This is a genomic window from Pontimicrobium sp. MEBiC01747 (assembly GCF_053601635.1).
Window position 1 is genome coordinate 1 of the sequence record NZ_JBSHNS010000269.1, and the last position, 20,303, is coordinate 20,303.

Sequence of the window (20,303 nt, forward strand, 5' to 3'; positions counted from 1 at the left end):
TCAGGTAAAAATATATTAATAATATTACCTTTACTTTTACTCATTTTAGCACCATCAGTACCAGGAATTAACATTGTTTCTTCTTGTATTTTGGCTTCAGGTAAAACAAATGTTTCACCAAGTTTAGCATGAAAACGAGTAGCAACATCTCTTGTCATTTCTATATGTTGCTTCTGGTCTTTACCAACTGGAATAATTTCTGCATCATATAATAAAATATCTGCTGCCATTAACATAGGGTAAGTAAATAAACCTCCATTAACATCATCCAATCTATCTGCTTTATCTTTAAAACTATGTGCTAGCTCTAAACGTTTAAAGGGGAAGAAGCAATTTAAATACCAAGATAATTCGGTTACTTGTGGGACATCGCTTTGTCTGTAAAATACAGTTTTGTCTATGTCTAAACCAAAAGCTAACCATGTTGCAGCAGTAGAGTAGGTATTATTTCTTAACGTGTTGCCATCTTTTATTTGGGTTAAAGAATGCATGTCTGCAATAAATAAATAAGAATCGTTTTCCTTATCTCTAGACATTTTTATAGCAGGCATTAATGCGCCTAAAATATTTCCTAAGTGTGGAGTCCCTGTACTTTGTATTCCTGTAAGTATTCTTGCCATATTAATTTCCCGAACAAGTGGGAATCTTTTTTATGTGTACAAAGTGTTTTGCTTTATACGTTATTTCTATTAAATTTCTTTTGTTGAAAAACAAAGGTAATTTTTTTAAGTAAAAGGAAAACGAATTACTTCAAATCAATTGTTTATTTTTGGCACTTATGATTGTATTTAAATACATTTTTTGGTTAGTATACCGCATTTGGTTTTATATTGTTGTTGCGATACCAATAATAATTTTATTTCCATTGCTTGTTGTTTCTATTTTAAAAGAATCTTGGTACCCATATTTTTTTAAGTTAGCGCGTATTTGGGCTCGTTTTATATTAATAGGAATGGGTTTTAAAACCAAAATAGAAAGAGAACAGACTACAGATATTAATAAGAGTTATATGTTTACAGCTAACCATACCTCTATGACGGATATTATGTTAATGTTAGTAGCTGTAAAAAATCCTTTTGTGTTTGTAGGTAAGGCAGAGTTAGCAAAAATCCCATTATTAGGATTCTTTTATAAACGAACCTCTATACTAGTAGACAGAAGTAGTGCAAAAAGTAGGCAAGCTGTTTTTTTAAGAGCACAAAAACGTTTAAAACAAGGTTTAAGTATTTGTATTTTTCCTGAAGGGATGGTGCCAGAAGAAAATGTAGATTTGGCTGAGTTTAAAGATGGTGCCTTTCGTTTAGCAATTAACCACCAAATACCAATAGTTCCATTAACATTTGCGGATAATAAAAAACGTTTTTCATATACTTTTTTTAGTGGAGGCCCAGGAATAATGCGTGTTAAAATGCATCGCTTTATAGATACTAATGGGTTAGCAGTTGAGGATACAAAAGCATTAAATAAAAAAACAAGAACAGTTATTTTAAATCAACTTAAAGATTACGAAATAGTAAAAAAGTAAAAAGCTACTCTTGGCACTGAGCAGCTTTTTAACCTCATTGTTTTCTCGTCAAGCGAGAAGGGTATTTAGTTTAACCAACTAAAAAATTAAAACCTGTAGCTAAAGCCAGTATAGACACCTATAATGTAAGGTTTAAAATCTCCTGAAACCTCACTGTATGCATTAATTTGATATTTAAATGTTGGTTCTAAGTTAAACTTAAAAGCATCATTAAATTTATAATCTATGCCTATACCTAAATTTGTACTAAAGCTTATATTATTTATATTATTGGCTTTTCCAATAAGTGTTTTTCTGTTATCAACTTCTGTAACGACTTCATTACCATTTAAAATAAAAGTACTAAGCCCACCAATAATATTTACACCAAAACGTTTATTAACCAAAGCGTATTCCAACTCTACAGGAACTTCTATATAGTTAATACGTTGGCTTAAAGCAGCATTTAGTTGGTCATTTGCAATACCACTTATTTGTTGTATTCCAAGATTGTCTGTGCTTAAAACAGATAATGTTTCTCCTTGATTATTAGGTATAAAATCTATATTTCTTAAAGGGGTATGCCCAGGTGTGTTAGTTACTGTTTCATATACAATAACATTAGCAGTGTCATAACTTAAATTAAGTTTGCTAACTCCAGAACGTAGTTTTAACCTATTATTAAAAGCATAACCAACGTGTATACCGTAACTAGTATTTAACTCTCCATTTTTAGGATTGTCTATAAATTGATCATGAATGTGAGAGCCTTTGCCAAGAGTGTTGTAGTATACAGGCGCAATGTTAGCATTAACAGTCCACCTGTCTACTTCTTCTTTTTCTTTTTCATTAATATTTTGATTCTTGGCAATGGCCTCTTCTATAGCATTAGATTTTGTATAATCTAATGCCACAGCAATGTTCTCTTTTTCTTTTTCATTAAGAGAGTTAACTAATGCTATAGCAGTAGCATCAGTTGTTGTATTTATATCGTTTTTAGTATAATTATTTGAATTTGTTGTTACTGAATCGTATTGACTGGTTTCATTAGAACTAGAAACTTGAGATAAGTTTTTAACAGAATTAGCATAATTATTATTGTAAACAGTATTATTATTCGTTTTCTGTGAGGTGTTTTTTAAACTATTGTTGTCACCATTTGTTTTATTAAAAGTAGTATTAACTATACCTTCTAGTGTTGTAGTACTATTATTTAACTTATTAAATCCTGTTTTGTCATTAGAATTATTGTTTGTAGTGTTGGCTACAGCTTCGTTGATGTTAGTAGTAGATTTTTTTGAATTGTAAGGATTACTAGTATTTGTTTTCTGTGAGGTAACAGTTGCATTATTGCTCGAATTAGAACTGTTTTGTTTTTTAGTAGTGTTATTTACAACACCTTCATTTTTAGATGAGAATAAAGAATTTTCTTCAGGGTTTTCAGTAGTATTATTTGAATTTACTAAATTATTATTTGCTTTATTACTATCTAACTCTTTCTTTTGAGCGTCGATATTAGTGTTTTCTTTTTTATCATTTATATCAACAACTGGCGGGGACGTCGAGTCATTATTACCTGTAAAAATGCTTCCAATAGAGATAAATAATAATAAAATAGCAGCAATACTTGCAACTTTAGCCCATAGAGGCATTGCTTTCTTATGTTTCGGGGTAGGCTGTTCAAGTTGATTTTGAATGTTTTCCCAAACTTTCGCGCTAGGTTGGGCTTCAAAATCCTTAAACTTTTCTTGGAAAAGCCTATCTATGTGTTTTTTATCACTCATTATAATGATTGGGACTGTAATCCTTTTTTATATTCTAATATTTTATTCTTTAAAATCTGTCTAGCTCTAGCTAGGTTAGATTTAGAGGTTCCAGTGCTTATTTTTAGTAATTCTGAAATATCACTATGCGAGTAACCATCCATAACGTAAAGGTTAAAAACTAGTCTGTATCTATCGGGTAAACCTTGGATAATCTCTAATAAAAAATCCAAAGATACATCGTCATCGTCATCATCTATATCTACAGTTTCATCTTCTATAGCATCTTCATTAACTATTTCAAAAACACCTTTACTTCTGTAACGTTGTAAAGCTGTATTTATGGTTATTCGTTTTAACCAACCTTCAAAAGAACCTTTATTTTTATATTGTTCTATCTTTTTAAAGATAGTAATAAACGCATCTTGTAAATTATCTTCTGCTTCTGCATAGTTTTTTGAATACTTTAGGCAAATAGAAAACAGTTTACCCGAAAAGAGTGTGTATAGTTCGCTTTGTGCCTTAGTATCATTAATTTTACAATTATATATGAGTTGTTCTAAACTCAATTGATTATGTGTTAGTTAAAATTCAATTTTTAATTTACAGGTACTTCAACCGTTAAATAAACATCTTCTCCTCCTTCATCTTTTCCTTTCCAAAATTTAAATATGTAAGATCCAGGAGTTGTAGCTTCAAAATCGAAAGTGGCTCCCAATTCTGTATTTGTTAATACAGTACAATTTCCATTACTATTAAAAACGGTACTTATTACAGCAATAGTTCTTTCATTATCTTGCTTTAAATAATATATGTCATTAAAAGCATGACAAGTTGTAGGTCTTAAGTATGTAATCGAAATTTCATAAGTTTCACCTAGCGTAAACTCTTCTGGCATATCTATATTTTCTATAGGTAATAACTCTTGAGTATCTGCCGATGATGAATCTTCAGAAAGACTACAAGAGAAAACCGTAGCTACCATAATAAGGCAAATAATTATTTTTTTCATTGTCATTTCTGTTAACTAAAACGTATCTTATTTTATACTTAGATGCGCAAATAGTTAAATGGTTGCGTATAAAAATAAAAAAATCCCGAATTTTTCGGGATTTAATTTTTATTGAGCCTCTTTAATGGCTTCTTTTATTTTTTCTTCCAGTTCTTCAAAAAGTTCTGGATTGTCTTTTATTATTGCTTTTACAGCATCTCTACCTTGCCCTAGTTTGGTTTCTCCATAACTAAACCAAGAACCACTTTTTTTAATGATACCTTTATCTACAGCAACATCTAAAATCTCACCAACTTTACTAACACCTTCTCCGTACATAATATCAAATTCAGCTAATTTAAAAGGTGGTGCTACTTTGTTTTTAACAACCTTAACTCTAGTTTTATTACCCATAACTTCACCATCAGTTCCTTTTATTTGGGTAGATCGTCTAATATCTAAACGTACAGAGGCATAAAATTTTAGAGCATTACCACCAGTTGTTGTTTCAGGATTTCCAAACATTACACCAATTTTTTCACGTAATTGGTTAATAAAAATAACAGTACAATTCGTTTTACTTATAGAAGCTGTTAATTTTCTTAAAGCTTGAGACATTAAACGTGCATGTAACCCCATTTTTGAGTCTCCCATTTCGCCTTCTATTTCACTTTTAGGAGTTAAGGCGGCAACAGAATCTACAACTACAATATCAATAGCTCCAGAACGAATTAAATTATCTGCAATTTCTAATGCTTGTTCACCATTATCTGGCTGAGATATTATTAAATTATCAATATCTACACCTAATTTTTCGGCATAAAAACGATCAAAAGCATGCTCGGCATCAATAAATGCAGCAATACCTCCTGCTTTTTGTGCTTCTGCTATAGCATGTAGCGTTAAAGTTGTTTTACCAGAAGATTCAGGACCATATATTTCTATAACTCGCCCTCTTGGATAACCTCCAACACCTAAAGCAATATCTAACCCTAAAGACCCAGTAGGGATAGCTTCAACATCAACGATTGCTGCATCGCTCATTTTCATTACTGTTCCTTTTCCGTATGCCTTATCTAATTTATCTAACGTAAGTTTTAGTGCTTTTAATTTTGCTTCTTTTTCACTGCTCATTTTTCTAGTTTTATTGGTAATATTTGTGCTAAAATACCAATTCTTTTTAGGTATTACAATTTTATGACGCAACCTTTTTATACTTTCTGCATCTACTAAATAAAGCGGGAAATAATTAGCTGTGAAAAAGAAAAATTTACTCCGTTTTTTAAATGAATTATCTTTAATTTTAAGTGTTAAAGACATGGTATATTTAAAAAAAACATTAACATTGAACACATTAGGTGTTCCAGTTGCTGTCTTTGTGAATAGTAGCTGTAAAGCCGATGGAGGTTAGCTCGTTTTATTTTTTTGTGAAAGAAAAAATTAATAACGAGTTAGTCTATTAAAAGTCCTTTTTAAAGAAAAAAGGACTTTTTTTATGCCTTGTTTTTTAAGTTAATTACCTGTAATAAAGTTATAGCCTTGTTTAATTAAGATTAAATAGTACTTTTGCAAAAAATAATCTTTTAACTTTAAAAATTAGTATAGCATGCAACTGTACAATAAACTAAGTGCCAAAGAAAGAGCAGAATTAATTGAAAGCGCAGGAAAAGAACGTTTAACGCTTTCATTTTATCAATATGCTAAAATTGGCAACCCGCAATTATTACGAGACCATTTATTTATTACTTGGGATGCATTAGACGTTTTAGGACGTATTTACATTGCAACCGAAGGTATAAATGCACAATTATCGCTACCAGCAGATAATTTTAATGCATTTAAAACGCATTTAGATACCATAGACTTTCTAAAAGACATTAGATTAAACATTGCTGTAGAGCAAGATAATATGTCGTTTTTAAAATTGAAAGTTAAAGTGCGTAATAAAATTGTAGCAGATGGATTAAATGATGATACTTTCGATGTTACCAATAAAGGAATACACGTAAATGCAGATGTCTTTAATGATTTAATTGAAGATGAAAATACTGTTTTAGTAGATATGCGTAACCATTACGAAAGTGAAATAGGCCATTTTAAAAATGCAGTAAAACCAGATGTAGATACGTTTAGAGAATCGTTGGACATTATTGAAGACGATTTAAAAGCACATAAAGAAGATAAAAACTTAGTGATGTATTGTACCGGAGGTATTCGTTGTGAAAAAGCGAGTGCATACTTTAAACATAAAGGCTTTAAAAATGTTTACCAATTAGAAGGTGGTATAATAGAATACACAAGACAAGTTAAAGCAGAAGCATTAGAGAATAAATTTATAGGAAAGAACTTTGTGTTCGACGATCGTAGAGCAGAAAAAATTAGTGATGATGTTATTGCAAACTGCCACCAATGTGGTAATCCTTGCGATACACATGTAAACTGTGCTAACGAAGCCTGCCATTTGTTGTTTATACAATGCGAATCGTGTAAAGCAGAAATGGATAATTGTTGTTCTACAAACTGTAAAGAAATTATAGCATTACCTTACGAAGAACAAAAAGCATTGAGAAAAGGACAAGGTAACAGTAATGATATCTTTAAAAAAGGAAGAGCAGACCATTTGCCCTATAAAAAAGATTTAAGAAATATTTTTGAAACCTTAAAAAAAGAATAAATTACAATAAAATATTAATGTAAAACAAGTAGTGTTTACACAAATAAAAACCCGAAGAAATGCTTCGGGTTTTTTATATTTTCAAGTCTTTAGAATAATCTTATCTTTACAATCAAAAGTTATACATCTATACACAATGTATTTTAATATGTACTAACTTTAAAACTAAATCATATTTGTCATGCTTTTTTAAGTCATGTACAATTAATAATAACCATCTTCTGGTACTTACGGTGCTCAGAATCAATATATAAAATTATATGGCTTGTAAAAGTTGCTCAACTAAAGACGGGAGCCCAAAAGGATGTAAAAACAATGGAACCTGTGGTACCGATAGTTGTAATAAATTAACAGTTTTCGATTGGTTATCGAATATGTCTGTTCCAAATGGAGAAAAACCGTTCGACTTTGTTGAGGTTCGTTTTAAAAACGGAAGAAAAAATTACTACAAAAACACAGAAAACCTATCACTAGCAATAGGAGATATTGTAGCTACTCAAGCACAATCTGGTCACGATATAGGTATGGTAACCTTATCTGGAGAGTTGGTTCGTGTACAAATGAAACGTAAAAAAATAAGCCAGAAACCAGAAGATATTCTAAAAATATACCGAAAGGCATCACAGAAAGACATTGATATTTGGTCTAAAGCAAGAGATAGAGAAGAACCAATGAAGGTAAGAGCTCGTCAATTTGCTATAGATTTAAAATTACAGATGAAAATTTCTGATATTGAATTTCAAGGCGATGCAAGTAAAGCCACATTTTATTATACCGCAGAAGACCGTGTAGATTTTCGTGAGTTAATAAAAGTATTTGCAAAAGAATTTAGAACGCGAATAGAAATGAAACAAGTTGGCTTTAGGCAAGAAGCAGCCAGACTTGGAGGTATAGGATCTTGTGGAAGAGAATTATGCTGTTCTACCTGGTTAACCGATTTTAGATCTGTTAGTACATCTGCTGCCAGATACCAGCAATTATCATTAAACCCACAAAAACTAGCAGGACAATGTGGTAAACTAAAATGCTGTTTAAACTACGAGTTAGACTCTTATTTAGATGCTTTAAAAGCATTTCCTAAAACAGATGTAAAATTATACACTCAAAAAGGAACAGCGGTATGCCAAAAAACAGATATTTTCCGTGGACATATGTGGTATGCCTACGAAGGGGAATGGATGAATTGGCACAAGATTACAACCGAACAAGCTAGAGAAATTATTGAGTTAAACAAGAAAAAAGAGAAAATTGCTAGCTTAGAAGAATACGCATCAGATTTAATAGAAGATACTAAAGTAGAGTTCGAAAACGTTGTTGGACAAGACAGTTTAACACGATTCGATAATCCAAAAGGCAATAAAAAACGTAAAAACAATAAGAGTCGTAATAATCGCAACAGGAATAAAAGAAAACCCCAAAACAAAACAAACAATGCTAAAAACAGTTCTAAAAAAACTACAAAATAAAATAGTATTAAGTAGTGTTCTATTAGGAGTTTGTTTCCTTTCATGCGATTCAAATAGCATTTTCGATGAATATAAAACAGTACCCAACGTATGGAATAAAAACGATGTGGTAAGCTTTAATATTCAAGTTCCCGATACAACAAGTGCACATAATCTTTTTGTAAACGTTAGGAATACTAAAGACTATAAATACAGTAACCTCTTTTTAATTGTTGAAATGGATTTTCCGCACGGTAAAATCATTAAAGATACATTAGAATATAAAATGGCAGACCCTAATGGGAAGTTATTAGGAACAGGCATAAGTAGTGTAAAAGAAAATAAACTTTGGTATAAAGAAGGTGTAGTATTTAATGAATCTGGAGAATACACTGTTAAAATACAGCATGCCATGAGAAAAAATGGAGAAGTAAATGGTATAGAAGATTTAGAAGGGGTAACAGATATAGGGTTTAGAATAGAAACACTAACCCAAAACTAAGTGTTACTATAAACACTTACATAATTATTTAAATTTAAGTAATAAATGGCAAAAGCAAAGCAAGCAAAAGAAAATCAAGGCTTCGAAAAATACATTCGTTGGTTTTGGGTGTTGTTTTTAGCAGGAGTACTATTTGTGGTATTATTATTTTCATTAGCATCTTGGGGTGCTTTTGGAGAGATGCCAGATCACACTGTTTTAGAGAATCCAAAAACCAACTTAGCATCCGAGATAATATCTAATGACGGCAAGACATTAGGAAAAATATATTTCAAGGACAATAGAACACCCGTTAGTTACGATGAGTTACCAAAGCATTTAGTAGATGCATTAGTTGCAACCGAAGATGCCAGGTTCTACGAACATTCTGGAGTAGATGCCAGAGGAACATTAAGAGCCGCAGTATTTTTAGGTAAAAAAGGAGGAGCTAGTACAATTTCTCAGCAATTAGCAAAACAACTATTTCATGGGGAAAGAGCAAGAGGATGGAGACGATATACCCAGAAATTTAAAGAATGGATTATAGCTATTCGTTTAGAACGCCAATATACCAAAGAAGAAATTATAGCACAGTATTTCAATATTTACGATTTTAATAATAATGCAGATGGTATACGTTCAGCAGCAAGAATTTATTTTGGAAAAGAACCAAAACAATTAAGCTTAAAAGAATCGGCTATGTTAGTGGGGATGTTTAAAAATTCCACACTATATAACCCAAGACCTCACAGGAATCCAATAGGAACAAAAAACAGGAGAAATGTAGTATTAGCACAAATGGCTAAATATGGATATATAGAAGATACTGTTAAAGACTCATTACAAAAAACAGATTTAGATTTAAGGTATACGCCAGAATCTCATAACGAAGGCCCTGCACCTCACTTTAGGAGTTATTTAGACAAAGAGATGAGAAAATGGATAGCAGATAACCCAAAACCAGATGGCACTAAATATAATTTGTACAGTGATGGTTTAAAGATTTTCACAACAATAGACTCTCGTATGCAAAAATATGCAGAAGAAGCAGTAACAAAGCATATGGCTAGACTACAAGCAGAGTTTTTTCATCAGAATACACCAAAAAGAAACCCTACGGCGCCATTTGTAGACTTATCTAAAGCAGAGATAGATAAATTAATGCGCACATCTATGTCAAGAGGAGAACGATGGAGAGTATTGAAAGAAGCAGGGAAATCTAAAAAAGAAATAATAGCATCGTTTAATGTGCCTACAAAAATGACAATTTTTAAATGGGTAAAAGGTAAACCAAGCGAAGTAGATACTATTATGAAACCAATAGACTCTATGCGTTATTATAAATCGTTATTACACCCAGGAATGATGAGTATGGATCCACATACAGGCCATGTAAAAGCATGGGTTGGAGGTAATGACCATAAATATTTTAAATACGATCATGTAAAACAAGGAAAACGTCAAGTAGGATCTACCTTTAAACCATTTGTATATGCCACAGCAATAGACCAATTACACATGTCTCCTTGCGATAAACAACCACTATCCCAAATAACAATAGAAGCAAATAAGTTTGGAAACCCAGAGCCATGGACACCTAAGAACTCAGATGGAAAATATGGAGGAGAGAAAACATTAAAAGATGCTTTAGCAAACTCGGTAAATACTGTAACAGCCCGTTTAATGAATAAAGTTGGGCCTCAACCAGTAGCCAAATTAGCTCATAATTTAGGAGTTACTTCAGACATTCCAGAAGTTCCATCTATAGCATTAGGAACGCCAGATATTAGTATCTATGAAATGGTTGGCGCATACTCTGCCTTTGCAAATAAAGGAGTCTACACAAAACCAGTAATGATAGAAAGAATTGAAGATAAAAACGGAACAGTATTATACCAATTTACACCAGAAACTAAAGACGTTTTAAGTGCAGAATCTGCATATGTTACTGTAAAACTAATGCAAGGTGTAGTAGAATCCGGATCAGGATCTAGATTACGTCACACATGGGCAGGAAAAGCAGATGTATATAAAGATATAATAACAGGATACCCATATAAGCTAACAAACCCTATAGCAGGAAAAACAGGAACAACACAAAACCAAAGTGATGGTTGGTTTATGGGAATGGTACCTAATTTAGTTACAGGTGTATGGGTTGGTGCAGAAGATAGAGCAGCACATTTTAAATCTATAACCTATGGTCAAGGCGCCTCTATGGCATTACCAATTTGGGGAATGTATATGCGTAGCTGTTATGATGATAAAACATTAAACATCTCTAAAAAAGACTTTGAAGCACCAAAAGATTTGTCTATAGAAGTAGACTGCAGTAAGTATAAGCCAGAAGGCACTCCTGTAGATAATGGAATGCCAGATAAAATAGAAGATGATTTAGAACTTTAAAAAAATATTTAAAAGCCATTCGTTACAGAATGGCTTTTTTATTTCTTAATTTTAAGCCTCAATAAATTTTTGAATAAATGATTAGCAAAAAAGTAAACTCGGTTAAAGAAGCAACTGAAGGTATTGCAGATAACATGACCTTTATGCTTGGAGGCTTTGGACTGTCTGGAATTCCAGAAAACGCAATAGCAGCATTAGTAAAAAGTGGTGTAAAAGGATTAACCTGTATCTCTAACAATGCAGGAGTCGATGATTTTGGTTTAGGATTATTATTGCATCAACGTCAAATAAAAAAAATGATATCATCATACGTAGGAGAAAACGATGAATTTGAAAGGCAGATGCTGTCTGGAGAGCTAGATGTAGAACTAATACCACAAGGAACCCTTGCAGAACGATGTAGAGCAGCTCAAGCAGGATTTCCAGCATTTTATACGCCAGCAGGATACGGAACAGAAGTGGCAGAGGGAAAAGAGACAAGAGAATTTAATGGTAAAATGTATGTTTTAGAGCAAGCCTTTAATGCCGATTTTGGTTTCGTAAAAGCATGGAAAGGAGATGAAGCAGGAAACTTAATCTTTAAAGGAACAGCCAGAAATTTTAACCCTAACATGTGTGGAGCTGCAAAAATAACAGTTGCTGAGGTAGAAGAGCTTGTGCCTGTAGGAACATTAGATCCTAACCAAATACACATACCAGGTATATTTGTGCAACGTATATTTCAAGGAGAAAAATACGAAAAGAGAATAGAGCAAAGAACCGTTAGAAAAAGAGAATAAAAAAACAATTTGATGATTAAATAATTTGAAAAAGAGTAACGATAAGGATAATTTAATAGTAAAATTAACATTCGAATTATCACTTGAAATGATTTCTACAATTGAAATCTGTAGTACTTATTATTTCTAAAATTATTTCAACGAGTAAAAAGAGGTTAATCATCAAATTATAACATTATTAAATTAATATTATGTTAGATAAAACAGGAATAGCAAAACGCATAGCAAAAGAAGTACAAGACGGTTATTATGTGAATTTAGGAATTGGAATACCAACCCTTGTAGCTAATTATGTTAGAGAAGATATAGAAGTTGAATTTCAAAGTGAAAATGGAGTTTTAGGAATGGGCCCTTTTCCATTTGAAGGAGAAGAAGATGCAGATGTAATAAATGCAGGAAAACAAACCATAACAACTTTGCCTGGAGCAAGTTTTTTTGACTCAGCAACCAGTTTCTCTATGATTAGAGGTCAACATGTAGATTTAACTATTTTAGGAGCCATGGAAGTTGCAGAAAATGGAGATATAGCCAATTGGAAAATTCCAGGAAAAATGGTTAAAGGTATGGGAGGCGCTATGGATTTAGTAGCAAGTGCAGAAAATATTATTGTAGCTATGATGCATACCAATAAAAGAGGAGAATCTAAACTGCTTAAAAAATGCTCATTACCGTTAACAGGAGTAGGATGTGTAAAAAAAATAGTAACAAATTTAGCCGTTTTAGAAGTTACAAAACAAGGTTTTAAATTATTAGAAAGAGCTCCAGGAGTTTCTGTAGAAGAGATAATAAAAGCAACAGAAGGAACGCTTATTGTACAAGGAGATATCCCAGAAATGAATATTGAATAAGTAAGTGAAAAAAAAGTACAAAATAGCAGGTGTTGTTATACTACTAATTATAGTAACATTAGCATTTGTAATAAATAATGTGTTGCCATATGCACTTTTACAACCAAAAAGAATAACCACACCCAATTATCTAGAAATAGAAAAACAAGACTACACAAAGTTAAGTCTTTTAACAAAAGATAGTATTGCTCTTAAAGGTTACCATGTAAAATCTAATAAAGATACAACCTATGGCTCTGTAATATTAGTACATGGTATAGGAGGGTGCAAAGAACATTTTACAAAATTAGCAATAGATTTAGCTAACAGAGGATACGACAGTTGGCTTTTCGATAATAGAGCACATGGAGAAAGTGGAGGACTATATTCTACTTATGGATATTATGAAAAAACAGATATTTCGCTTATTGTAGATGAAATAAAAAAGAAACAACCTAAAACCAAATTAGGTATATGGGGAAACTCATTAGGAGGCGCTATTGCATTACAAGCAATAGAAAGAGATAAAAGAATAACATTTGGAATTATCGAAAGTACTTTTACAGACTTAAGGCAAATCGTTTACGACTATCAAAAACGATTTTCCTATGGAGTTGGTTTAGAATGGATTTGTAACATAACACTTGAAAAAGCTAGTGAAATTGCAGCATTTAATCCAGAAAAAGTAAAACCCATAGAATCTGTTAAAAATATATCTTGCCCAATTTTAATAGCCCATGGTAATGCAGATAATAATATAAAGTTTAAGTACGGAAAACAATTATATGCAAATTTAGCATCAAAAGACAGAGTATTTGTTACAGTAGAAAATGCAGATCATTATAACATATACGATATAGGTGGGCAAGAATACAGTAATAAACTATTTAAATTTTTAAAGCGACAAACCCAATAAATTCTGCAAAGAATCATAAGAATTGATAGTATATAAACACTTTAAATGTTAAAATTTAACGCATTTCGTCTAAAAATAATGCTTTTAAACAGAAATGTTAAAAACAAATGTATATTTGTAACCCCAAACCTATCAAAATTAATAAACCCAAATGTATCATAATTTAACCATTATGTTATGTTAACCCAAGTTTACTAAATAGATAATAACAACCCTAAATCTATCATAATTTAACCTACTTATGAATATTACAGCTAATTTACCAGAGATTCAAGAAACTAAGATAAATAAGCTGTATTATGGATTTAAAAACACAGTAGTTTTTATTAAGAATATAATTCATATCACTAAAAAAGTATTCATGCTATAACCCTTTTGGGATAGCGTCAATAAGTTTTTTAGTATATTCTTTTTTAGGAGAATTATAAATAACATCGGCATCATCTAATTCTTCAACTTTCCCTTTATTCATTACCAATAATTGGTCCGACATGTATTTTACAACAGCTAAATCGTGTGAAATAAAAATATAAGTAAAGCCAAAATTTTCCTTTAATTCATTTAATAAGTTTAATACTTGAGCTTGTACAGAAATATCTAAAGCAGAAACAGACTCATCGCAAACAATAAGTTTAGGATTTAAAGCAACAGTTCTTGCAATACCAATACGTTGACGTTGTCCTCCAGAAAATTCATGAGGATAACGATTAAAATAGGCCTCAGACAAACCAACACGTTCCAAAATATGTATAGCTTTAGCTCTACATTCAGCATCAGTAGCATATAATTTATGAACCTTCATGGGTTCTATAATAGCATTGCCAATTGTTATCCGTGGATTTAAGGAAGAATACGGATCTTGGAAAATGATCTGAATATCTTTCCTTAGCGTTTTAAGTTGAGAGCCACTTAGTTTTGTAATATCTATACCATTAAATAAAATCTGTCCAGCAGTAGCTTTATCTAATTGTAAAATAGCATTTCCTAAAGTCGATTTTCCGCAACCAGATTCTCCAACCAAACCTAGTGTTTCGCCTTCATATACTTTAAAACTAACATCGTTAACAGCTTTAAAAGATTCAGGTTTAGAAAACCAACCAGATCTAGAAATATATTCCTTCTCTACATTCTTAACCTCTAATAAAGGAGTTTTATTATATATTTTTTCATGTTGAAGTTTTCGCATGGCTTTAGTAACAATACTATTAGAAACATTGTCATTTAAAATAGCATCAATAGTAGGCAATGTCTTTAATCTAACATCTAAAGAAGGCCTAGATTTTATTAAAGCTTTGGTATAATCATGTTCAGGTGAATTAAAAATTGCTAATACATTATTTTGCTCAACAATAGTCCCTTTATACATTACCAATACACGATCTGCAATTTGAGATATTAAAGCCAAATCATGAGTAATGAAAATAATACTCATACTAGTTTCCTCTTGTAACTCTTTTAAAATAGAAATAATCTCTTTTTGTACAGTAACATCTAATGCAGTTGTGGGTTCGTCTGCTATAAGAATTTGAGGTTTGCATGCTATAGCCATAGCGATCATAACACGCTGTTTCTGTCCGCCAGAAATTTCATGAGGGTATGAAGAGTAAACCCGATTTGGTTCTGGTAACTTAACTTTTTCAAGTAATGATAATGTCTCTGCTTTTACTTCTTTTTTAGACAAAGAAGTATGTTGAAAAAGAATTTCTTCAACTTGTTTACCACAAGTCATAGAAGGATTTAAAGAACTCATAGGTTCCTGGAAAATCATAGCAATTTTTTTGCCTCTTATAGATTGAAACTTATTTAAAGGAAGCTGTGTTAAATCTTCATTTTCAAAAATAATGGAGCCAGATGTTATTTTAGAGATTTTTTTAGGAAGCAAACCCAAAACGGCTAAAGATGATACCGATTTACCAGAACCAGATTCTCCAACAATGCCTAAAATTTCATTTCTATTCAAATTATAAGAAATAGAATGAATAATTTTAGTTTCTTTTTTGTTAGAAAAAAAAGAGATTGATAGATCTTTAATAGACATTATTTTTTGTTCCATCATATAAATGTAAGAATAAAATTACTAGGCATTACGGTAAATCCCGTAAATTTAATAAAACGATTACGTTACTGTATTTAATAACTTAAAAATAAAAATTGATAGCAATTTTTTCTTATTTTAAGTGTAGAAAATGATAATACCCCAATTTATCATTAAAATAAAACACCTACTTATTATGAAAAAAACAATGATTATATCACTGTTTAGTTTCTTGTTTTCATTTACAGTTGTTGCTCAACAACCCAAAAGTAAAACAATACAAAACTTACAGCCTAAAAAAGAAAAAACTGAAATTAACACCCAAAAACAGCCTAAAGAACTACCAAAGCAATTTAATAAAATAGCCTGCGATGAAAACCAAGTTAATGTTGTTGTTATTTTAGATAATTATCCAGAAGAAACCTCATGGAGTATTAAAAATACTAGTGGAGTAACTATAGCAACAGGAGAGTACTCCACTGCAAACCCAGATGGTTCTATAGTAACAGAATCATTATGCTTACCAGATGGGTGTTACGAATTTGTAATTACAGATAGTTATGGAGATGGTATATGTTGTACCTATGGATTTGGCGCTTACGGAATTATATCTAACGACAATATTTTAGCATCAGGAGGTAGTTTCGGAAGTGTAGATGTTGCAAATTTTTGCATAGGAGAGATTGTGTCTAGTTGTAGTGATGGAATACAAAATGGAGACGAAATAGGAGTAGATTGTGGCGGACCATTTTGTCAGCCTTGCGTAGTACCTTGCATAGATAACGAGATAGAAGTTAGTGTTACTTTTGATGACTACCCAGAAGAAACAGGGTGGAGTATAAATAATACAGATGGAGTTAGTGTCGCTTCAGGAACATATTCTGTAGCTAATCCAGACGGATCAACAGTTACAGAAACCCTATGTTTGCCAAATGGTTGTTACAATTTTGTAATTACAGATAGCTATGGAGATGGTATTTGCTGCGATTTTGGTAATGGCTCATATTCTGTAACCAATGGAGAAGAGGTTTTAGCTTCAGGAGGAAGTTTTAATAATACAGAAACAACTAATTTTTGTGTAGACAATAGAGGGCCACAGCCAACCTGTAGTGATGGAGTACAAAATGGAGATGAAACAGGAGTAGATTGTGGAGGAACAGATTGCGAACCCTGTACAGAAATATGCACCGATATTTCTGTTGTTGTAGCAATAGTATTCGATGCATATCCAGAAGAAACCTCGTGGGTATTAAATGATGCCAATGGAACTACTGTAGCATCAGCTAATTATACAAGTGATAATGATGATTATTCAACTATAGAGCAAACATTATGCTTACCAGAGGGCTGTTATGATTTTATTATTTCAGATGCTTCAAATGATGGGATGTGTTGTTCCTATGGAAACGGCTCTTATACTATTACAGATAATGATGGTGTTTTAGGTTCTGGAGCTTCGTTTCAATCATCAGAAACAACAAATTTTTGTGTAGGAAGCGAATCCACCAGAATTGCTGGAGTTATACGTCCAGTAAACATTAATAATAATGACTTTAAAATGTATCCAAACCCAGCAAAAGATGTCTTAAATATTAAACTTAAAGGAGACATAGCAGCAACATATAAAATTATGGATATTACAGGTAAAACAGTAATTAAAGGCGAGTTAATGAAATCAATAAATTTAGAATCGTTACAAGCCGGTGTATATTTTATACAAGTTAATGATGGCGTTGCAACCATGAATAAGAAATTCATAAAACAGTAAAAATAAAATTGTAAGAATAGTATTATTTGAGATTACGGTTTTTGCCGTAATCTCAATAAAACTATGTTTTTTTAGAATATTTTTTATTAAAAATGCTTAAAAACTGAGAATTTTTCATAATTTTAACCATAGAATAATAATGCTCCCACAATCATTAACCTATAATATAGTATTATTATGAAGAAATCAACTACTTTATTTTTATTGAGTTTTTTGTTTGTATTTACTGTTTTTGCACAACAGCAGCGAAACTGTAAATCTATGGAAAACTTAGAGTACAGAAAGCAACTAAACCCTAATTTAGAGCAAAACATGCAAGACATTGAAACTTATACAAAAAATAAGCTTCAAGAAATGCAAAGTCAACAAAACAAAATTGTAGGAGACATTATTACAATACCAGTTGTGGTACATGTAATATACAGCAATGCTAATGAGAATATTAGCAATGCTCAAATAATGTCTCAGATGCAAGTGTTAAATGACGATTTTAGACGAACAAATGCAGACGCAGACAATACATGGTCTCAAGCAGGAGATTCGCAAATAGAATTTTGTTTAGCAGCAGTAGATGAGAATGGTAATCCCACTAATGGTATTACAAGAAAATCCTCTACAAGAACTAGTTGGGGAACTAATGATGCAATGAAAAAATCATCTCAAGGTGGAGTAGATCCTTGGGACACCTCTCAATACTTAAATATGTGGGTATGTAATATAGGAGGAGGAATTTTGGGTTATGCACAATTTCCTGGAGGAAGTGCAGCAACCGATGGTGTAGTAATGTCTCCAAACTATTTTGGTAGTAAAAATGGAGGATCAGGATTTTATTTATCTGCCCCTTTCGATTTAGGAAGAACAACTACACATGAAGTAGGGCACTTTTTAAACTTACGTCATATCTGGGGAGATGGCGGTTGTGGAGTAGACGACTTTGTAAGCGACACACCAACATCAGATGCTCCTAACTATGGTTGTACGCCATCGCATTCATCATGCGGTAGTACAGATATGGTTCAAAATTATATGGACTATAGTGATGATGCTTGTATGAATTTATATACTCAAGGACAAATAGATAGAATGCGTGTAACATTATTACCAGGTGGGGTTAGAGCAAGTCTTGGAGCATCAACAAAATGTGATTCGGGTAGTACACCAACATGCGACGATGGAATACAAAACGGAGATGAAACAGGAGTAGATTGTGGTGGATCTTGTGAGCCATGTAATACACCACCAACATGTGATGATGGAATACAAAATGGAGACGAAACAGGAGTAGACTGTGGAGGTTCTTCTTGTGAGCCATGTTCAACAGCTTGTACAGATAATGAAGTTAATGTAACCATTACTTTAGACAATTACCCAGAAGAAACAGCATGGTCTATAGTAAATGCTAGTGGAACAACAGTTGCTTCAGGATCTTATTCTTCTGCTAACCCAGATGGATCTACAGTTTCAGAAACACTTTGTTTACCAGATGGATGTTACGACTTTATAATTACAGATTCTTATGGAGATGGTATATGCTGTGCATACGGTAATGGATCTTATAGCGTTACAAATGCTTCAGGAACATTAGCATCAGGAGGTAGCTTTAATAGTTCAGAAACCACAAATTTCTGTGTAGGCGCTCAACCAGCATGTACAGATGTTACAGTATCTATTAAGTTAGATAACTATCCAGAAGAAACCTCATGGGAGCTTAAAAATGCAAGCGGAACAACTGTTGCATCTGCAAACTATACATCGGCTAACCCAGATGGTTCAACAGTAGAACAAACAATATGTTTACCAGATGGATGTTACGATTTCGTAATTAATGACTCTTATGGAGATGGCATATGCTGCTCATACGGAGTAGGTTCGTACACAGTATCAGATGGATCAGGAACGTTAGCATCTGGAGGAAGTTTTGGAAGATCAGAAACCACTAACTTCTGTATAGGAAACTCTAGAACAGCTGGTAACTTGAGAACTATAGATGTTAATAATAATGATTTTGTAATGTATCCAAACCCAGTAAAAGGAGATCTATTAAATATTAAAATAAAAGGAGATCTTGAGGGGACTTATAGAATTTTAAATATCACAGGTCAAACTATAGCTAAAGGGCGATTAACTAAAGCAATAAACGTTAGTGCTCTAGAGCAAGGAGTTTACTTTATAGAAATTAATGATGGTATTGCTACAATGAACAAAAAGTTTATTAAACAATAATTATTATATATTAATTAGTCTATTAAACCAACCAATTATTTTGAAAAGGTCTCGATGAAAATCGAGGCTTTTTTATTAAAAGTCTATCATTACTATATGATTAACAGGTAATTATAGCATTTTTTAATAACCATTCATCGAAAAATAGTACTATCGAATGTTTATTCGGTGTTATTTTATTAATTTAATAGAGTAATCAATAATTAATTAACCAAAAAAAAGTAAACTACCATGAGAAAAACACTTTTAGTTGTGTTTTTGTTAAATGTGGTTTTTGCATTTTCGCAAAGCAAATCATTTTGGCAAAAGCAAAACTCAGCAAGTATTACTAATGTAAAAAGTAGTAGACAAGACCTACCAAAACAAGAAACTTATGTTTTAGACCTTCAAAATTTAAAACAAGCATTAACTTCAGCTCCATTAAGAGGAACATTAACAGGAAACTCTGGCGTTATTATCTCTTTTCCAAACTCAGAAGGAGAGTTTGAGAA

17 protein-coding genes are annotated in these 20,303 nt (G+C 32.0%); 11 read left to right on the top strand and 6 right to left on the bottom strand.

Translation table 11 applies throughout. From position 1 onward, the window contains the following. Positions 1-620: tryptophan--tRNA ligase (gene trpS, locus ACVC2P_RS08885; RefSeq protein WP_452598120.1), on the bottom strand; the 620-nt coding region annotated here is incomplete at its 3' end. Between the two features lie 158 nt (positions 621-778). Here trpS and ACVC2P_RS08890 point away from each other — a divergent pair. Next, positions 779-1,525, top strand: coding sequence for a lysophospholipid acyltransferase family protein (locus ACVC2P_RS08890; protein ID WP_452598121.1), 747 nt, complete (start codon positions 779-781; stop codon positions 1,523-1,525). 86 nt (positions 1,526-1,611) lie between these two features. Here ACVC2P_RS08890 and ACVC2P_RS08895 read toward each other — a convergent pair whose 3' ends face one another. The 4 genes from ACVC2P_RS08895 to recA all read right to left on the bottom strand — a co-directional run bounded on the left by ACVC2P_RS08895 (position 1,612) and on the right by recA (position 5,392). Then, a complete protein-coding gene (locus ACVC2P_RS08895) occupies positions 1,612-3,288 on the bottom strand; it encodes a hypothetical protein (RefSeq protein ID WP_452598122.1) in 1,677 nt (558 codons plus the stop codon). Further along, complete coding sequence (locus tag ACVC2P_RS08900) at positions 3,288-3,836, bottom strand: RNA polymerase sigma factor (RefSeq protein WP_452598123.1); 549 nt, start codon at positions 3,834-3,836, stop codon at positions 3,288-3,290. Before ACVC2P_RS08900 ends, ACVC2P_RS08895 begins: the two co-directional genes overlap by 1 nt. A gap of 29 nt (positions 3,837-3,865) precedes the next feature. After that, the gene (locus ACVC2P_RS08905) at positions 3,866-4,279 is read right to left on the bottom strand and encodes a hypothetical protein (protein WP_452598124.1); all 414 of its coding nucleotides are present in this window, start codon (positions 4,277-4,279) and stop codon (positions 3,866-3,868) included. Positions 4,280-4,387: 108 nt separating this feature from the next. Next, positions 4,388-5,392, bottom strand: a complete 1,005-nt coding sequence (recA, locus tag ACVC2P_RS08910; protein ID WP_452598136.1) for a recombinase RecA — start codon at positions 5,390-5,392, stop codon at positions 4,388-4,390. Between the two features lie 472 nt (positions 5,393-5,864). Between recA and trhO the strand changes: the two genes are divergently transcribed. The 7 genes from trhO to ACVC2P_RS08945 all read left to right on the top strand — a co-directional run bounded on the left by trhO (position 5,865) and on the right by ACVC2P_RS08945 (position 13,786). After that, a complete protein-coding gene (gene trhO, locus ACVC2P_RS08915) occupies positions 5,865-6,932 on the top strand; it encodes an oxygen-dependent tRNA uridine(34) hydroxylase TrhO (RefSeq protein WP_452598125.1) in 1,068 nt (355 codons plus the stop codon). 260 nt (positions 6,933-7,192) lie between these two features. Further along, positions 7,193-8,398 (top strand): PSP1 domain-containing protein, encoded by a 1,206-nt coding sequence (locus tag ACVC2P_RS08920; protein WP_452598126.1) that lies wholly within the window; start codon positions 7,193-7,195, stop codon positions 8,396-8,398. Beyond that, the gene (locus tag ACVC2P_RS08925) at positions 8,364-8,879 is read left to right on the top strand and encodes a gliding motility lipoprotein GldH (protein ID WP_452598127.1); all 516 of its coding nucleotides are present in this window, start codon (positions 8,364-8,366) and stop codon (positions 8,877-8,879) included. The genes ACVC2P_RS08920 and ACVC2P_RS08925 overlap by 35 nt, the downstream gene beginning before the upstream one ends. A 45-nt stretch (positions 8,880-8,924) precedes the next feature. After that, on the top strand, positions 8,925-11,264 hold the full coding sequence (locus ACVC2P_RS08930) for a penicillin-binding protein 1A (protein ID WP_452598128.1): 2,340 nt from the start codon (positions 8,925-8,927) through the stop codon (positions 11,262-11,264). A 77-nt stretch (positions 11,265-11,341) separates the two neighbouring features. Next, complete coding sequence (locus ACVC2P_RS08935; RefSeq protein ID WP_452598129.1) at positions 11,342-12,043, top strand: CoA transferase subunit A; 702 nt, start codon at positions 11,342-11,344, stop codon at positions 12,041-12,043. 191 nt (positions 12,044-12,234) lie between these two features. After that, entirely contained in the window at positions 12,235-12,891 is a 657-nt protein-coding gene (locus ACVC2P_RS08940; RefSeq protein WP_452598130.1) for a CoA transferase subunit B, read from the top strand. 4 nt (positions 12,892-12,895) lie between these two features. Next, positions 12,896-13,786 (top strand): alpha/beta hydrolase, encoded by an 891-nt coding sequence (locus ACVC2P_RS08945; RefSeq protein ID WP_452598131.1) that lies wholly within the window; start codon positions 12,896-12,898, stop codon positions 13,784-13,786. Positions 13,787-14,150: 364 nt separating this feature from the next. Here the strand turns inward: ACVC2P_RS08945 and ACVC2P_RS08950 are convergent, their stop codons facing one another. Further along, entirely contained in the window at positions 14,151-15,824 is a 1,674-nt protein-coding gene (locus tag ACVC2P_RS08950; RefSeq protein ID WP_452598132.1) for an ABC transporter ATP-binding protein, read from the bottom strand. Positions 15,825-16,017: 193 nt separating this feature from the next. Here ACVC2P_RS08950 and ACVC2P_RS08955 point away from each other — a divergent pair, with 193 nt between their 5' ends. From ACVC2P_RS08955 to ACVC2P_RS08965, 3 genes are all read left to right on the top strand, one after another. Continuing rightward, the gene (locus ACVC2P_RS08955; protein ID WP_452598133.1) at positions 16,018-17,589 is read left to right on the top strand and encodes a T9SS type A sorting domain-containing protein; all 1,572 of its coding nucleotides are present in this window, start codon (positions 16,018-16,020) and stop codon (positions 17,587-17,589) included. A 177-nt stretch (positions 17,590-17,766) separates the two neighbouring features. Further along, complete coding sequence (locus ACVC2P_RS08960) at positions 17,767-19,812, top strand: M43 family zinc metalloprotease (protein WP_452598134.1); 2,046 nt, start codon at positions 17,767-17,769, stop codon at positions 19,810-19,812. A 231-nt stretch (positions 19,813-20,043) separates the two neighbouring features. Then, positions 20,044-20,303 (top strand): hypothetical protein (locus tag ACVC2P_RS08965; RefSeq protein ID WP_452598135.1); only part of this gene is annotated, 260 nt, incomplete at its 3' end.

Bases quoted from the DNA above. Each gene is read 5' to 3' on its own strand.
- ACVC2P_RS08890 (WP_452598121.1), top strand. From the start codon at position 779: ATGATTGTATTTAAATACATTTTTTGGTTAGTATACCGCATTTGGTTT.
- ACVC2P_RS08895 (WP_452598122.1), bottom strand. From the start codon at position 3,288: ATGAGTGATAAAAAACACATAGATAGGCTTTTCCAAGAAAAGTTTAAG.
- ACVC2P_RS08905 (WP_452598124.1), bottom strand. From the start codon at position 4,279: ATGAAAAAAATAATTATTTGCCTTATTATGGTAGCTACGGTTTTCTCT.
- recA (WP_452598136.1), bottom strand. From the start codon at position 5,392: ATGAGCAGTGAAAAAGAAGCAAAATTAAAAGCACTAAAACTTACGTTA.
- trhO (WP_452598125.1), top strand. From the start codon at position 5,865: ATGCAACTGTACAATAAACTAAGTGCCAAAGAAAGAGCAGAATTAATT.
- ACVC2P_RS08920 (WP_452598126.1), top strand. From the start codon at position 7,193: ATGGCTTGTAAAAGTTGCTCAACTAAAGACGGGAGCCCAAAAGGATGT.
- ACVC2P_RS08925 (WP_452598127.1), top strand. From the start codon at position 8,364: ATGCTAAAAACAGTTCTAAAAAAACTACAAAATAAAATAGTATTAAGT.
- ACVC2P_RS08930 (WP_452598128.1), top strand. From the start codon at position 8,925: ATGGCAAAAGCAAAGCAAGCAAAAGAAAATCAAGGCTTCGAAAAATAC.
- ACVC2P_RS08935 (WP_452598129.1), top strand. From the start codon at position 11,342: ATGATTAGCAAAAAAGTAAACTCGGTTAAAGAAGCAACTGAAGGTATT.
- ACVC2P_RS08940 (WP_452598130.1), top strand. From the start codon at position 12,235: ATGTTAGATAAAACAGGAATAGCAAAACGCATAGCAAAAGAAGTACAA.
- ACVC2P_RS08950 (WP_452598132.1), bottom strand. From the start codon at position 15,824: ATGTCTATTAAAGATCTATCAATCTCTTTTTTTTCTAACAAAAAAGAA.
- ACVC2P_RS08955 (WP_452598133.1), top strand. From the start codon at position 16,018: ATGAAAAAAACAATGATTATATCACTGTTTAGTTTCTTGTTTTCATTT.
- ACVC2P_RS08960 (WP_452598134.1), top strand. From the start codon at position 17,767: ATGAAGAAATCAACTACTTTATTTTTATTGAGTTTTTTGTTTGTATTT.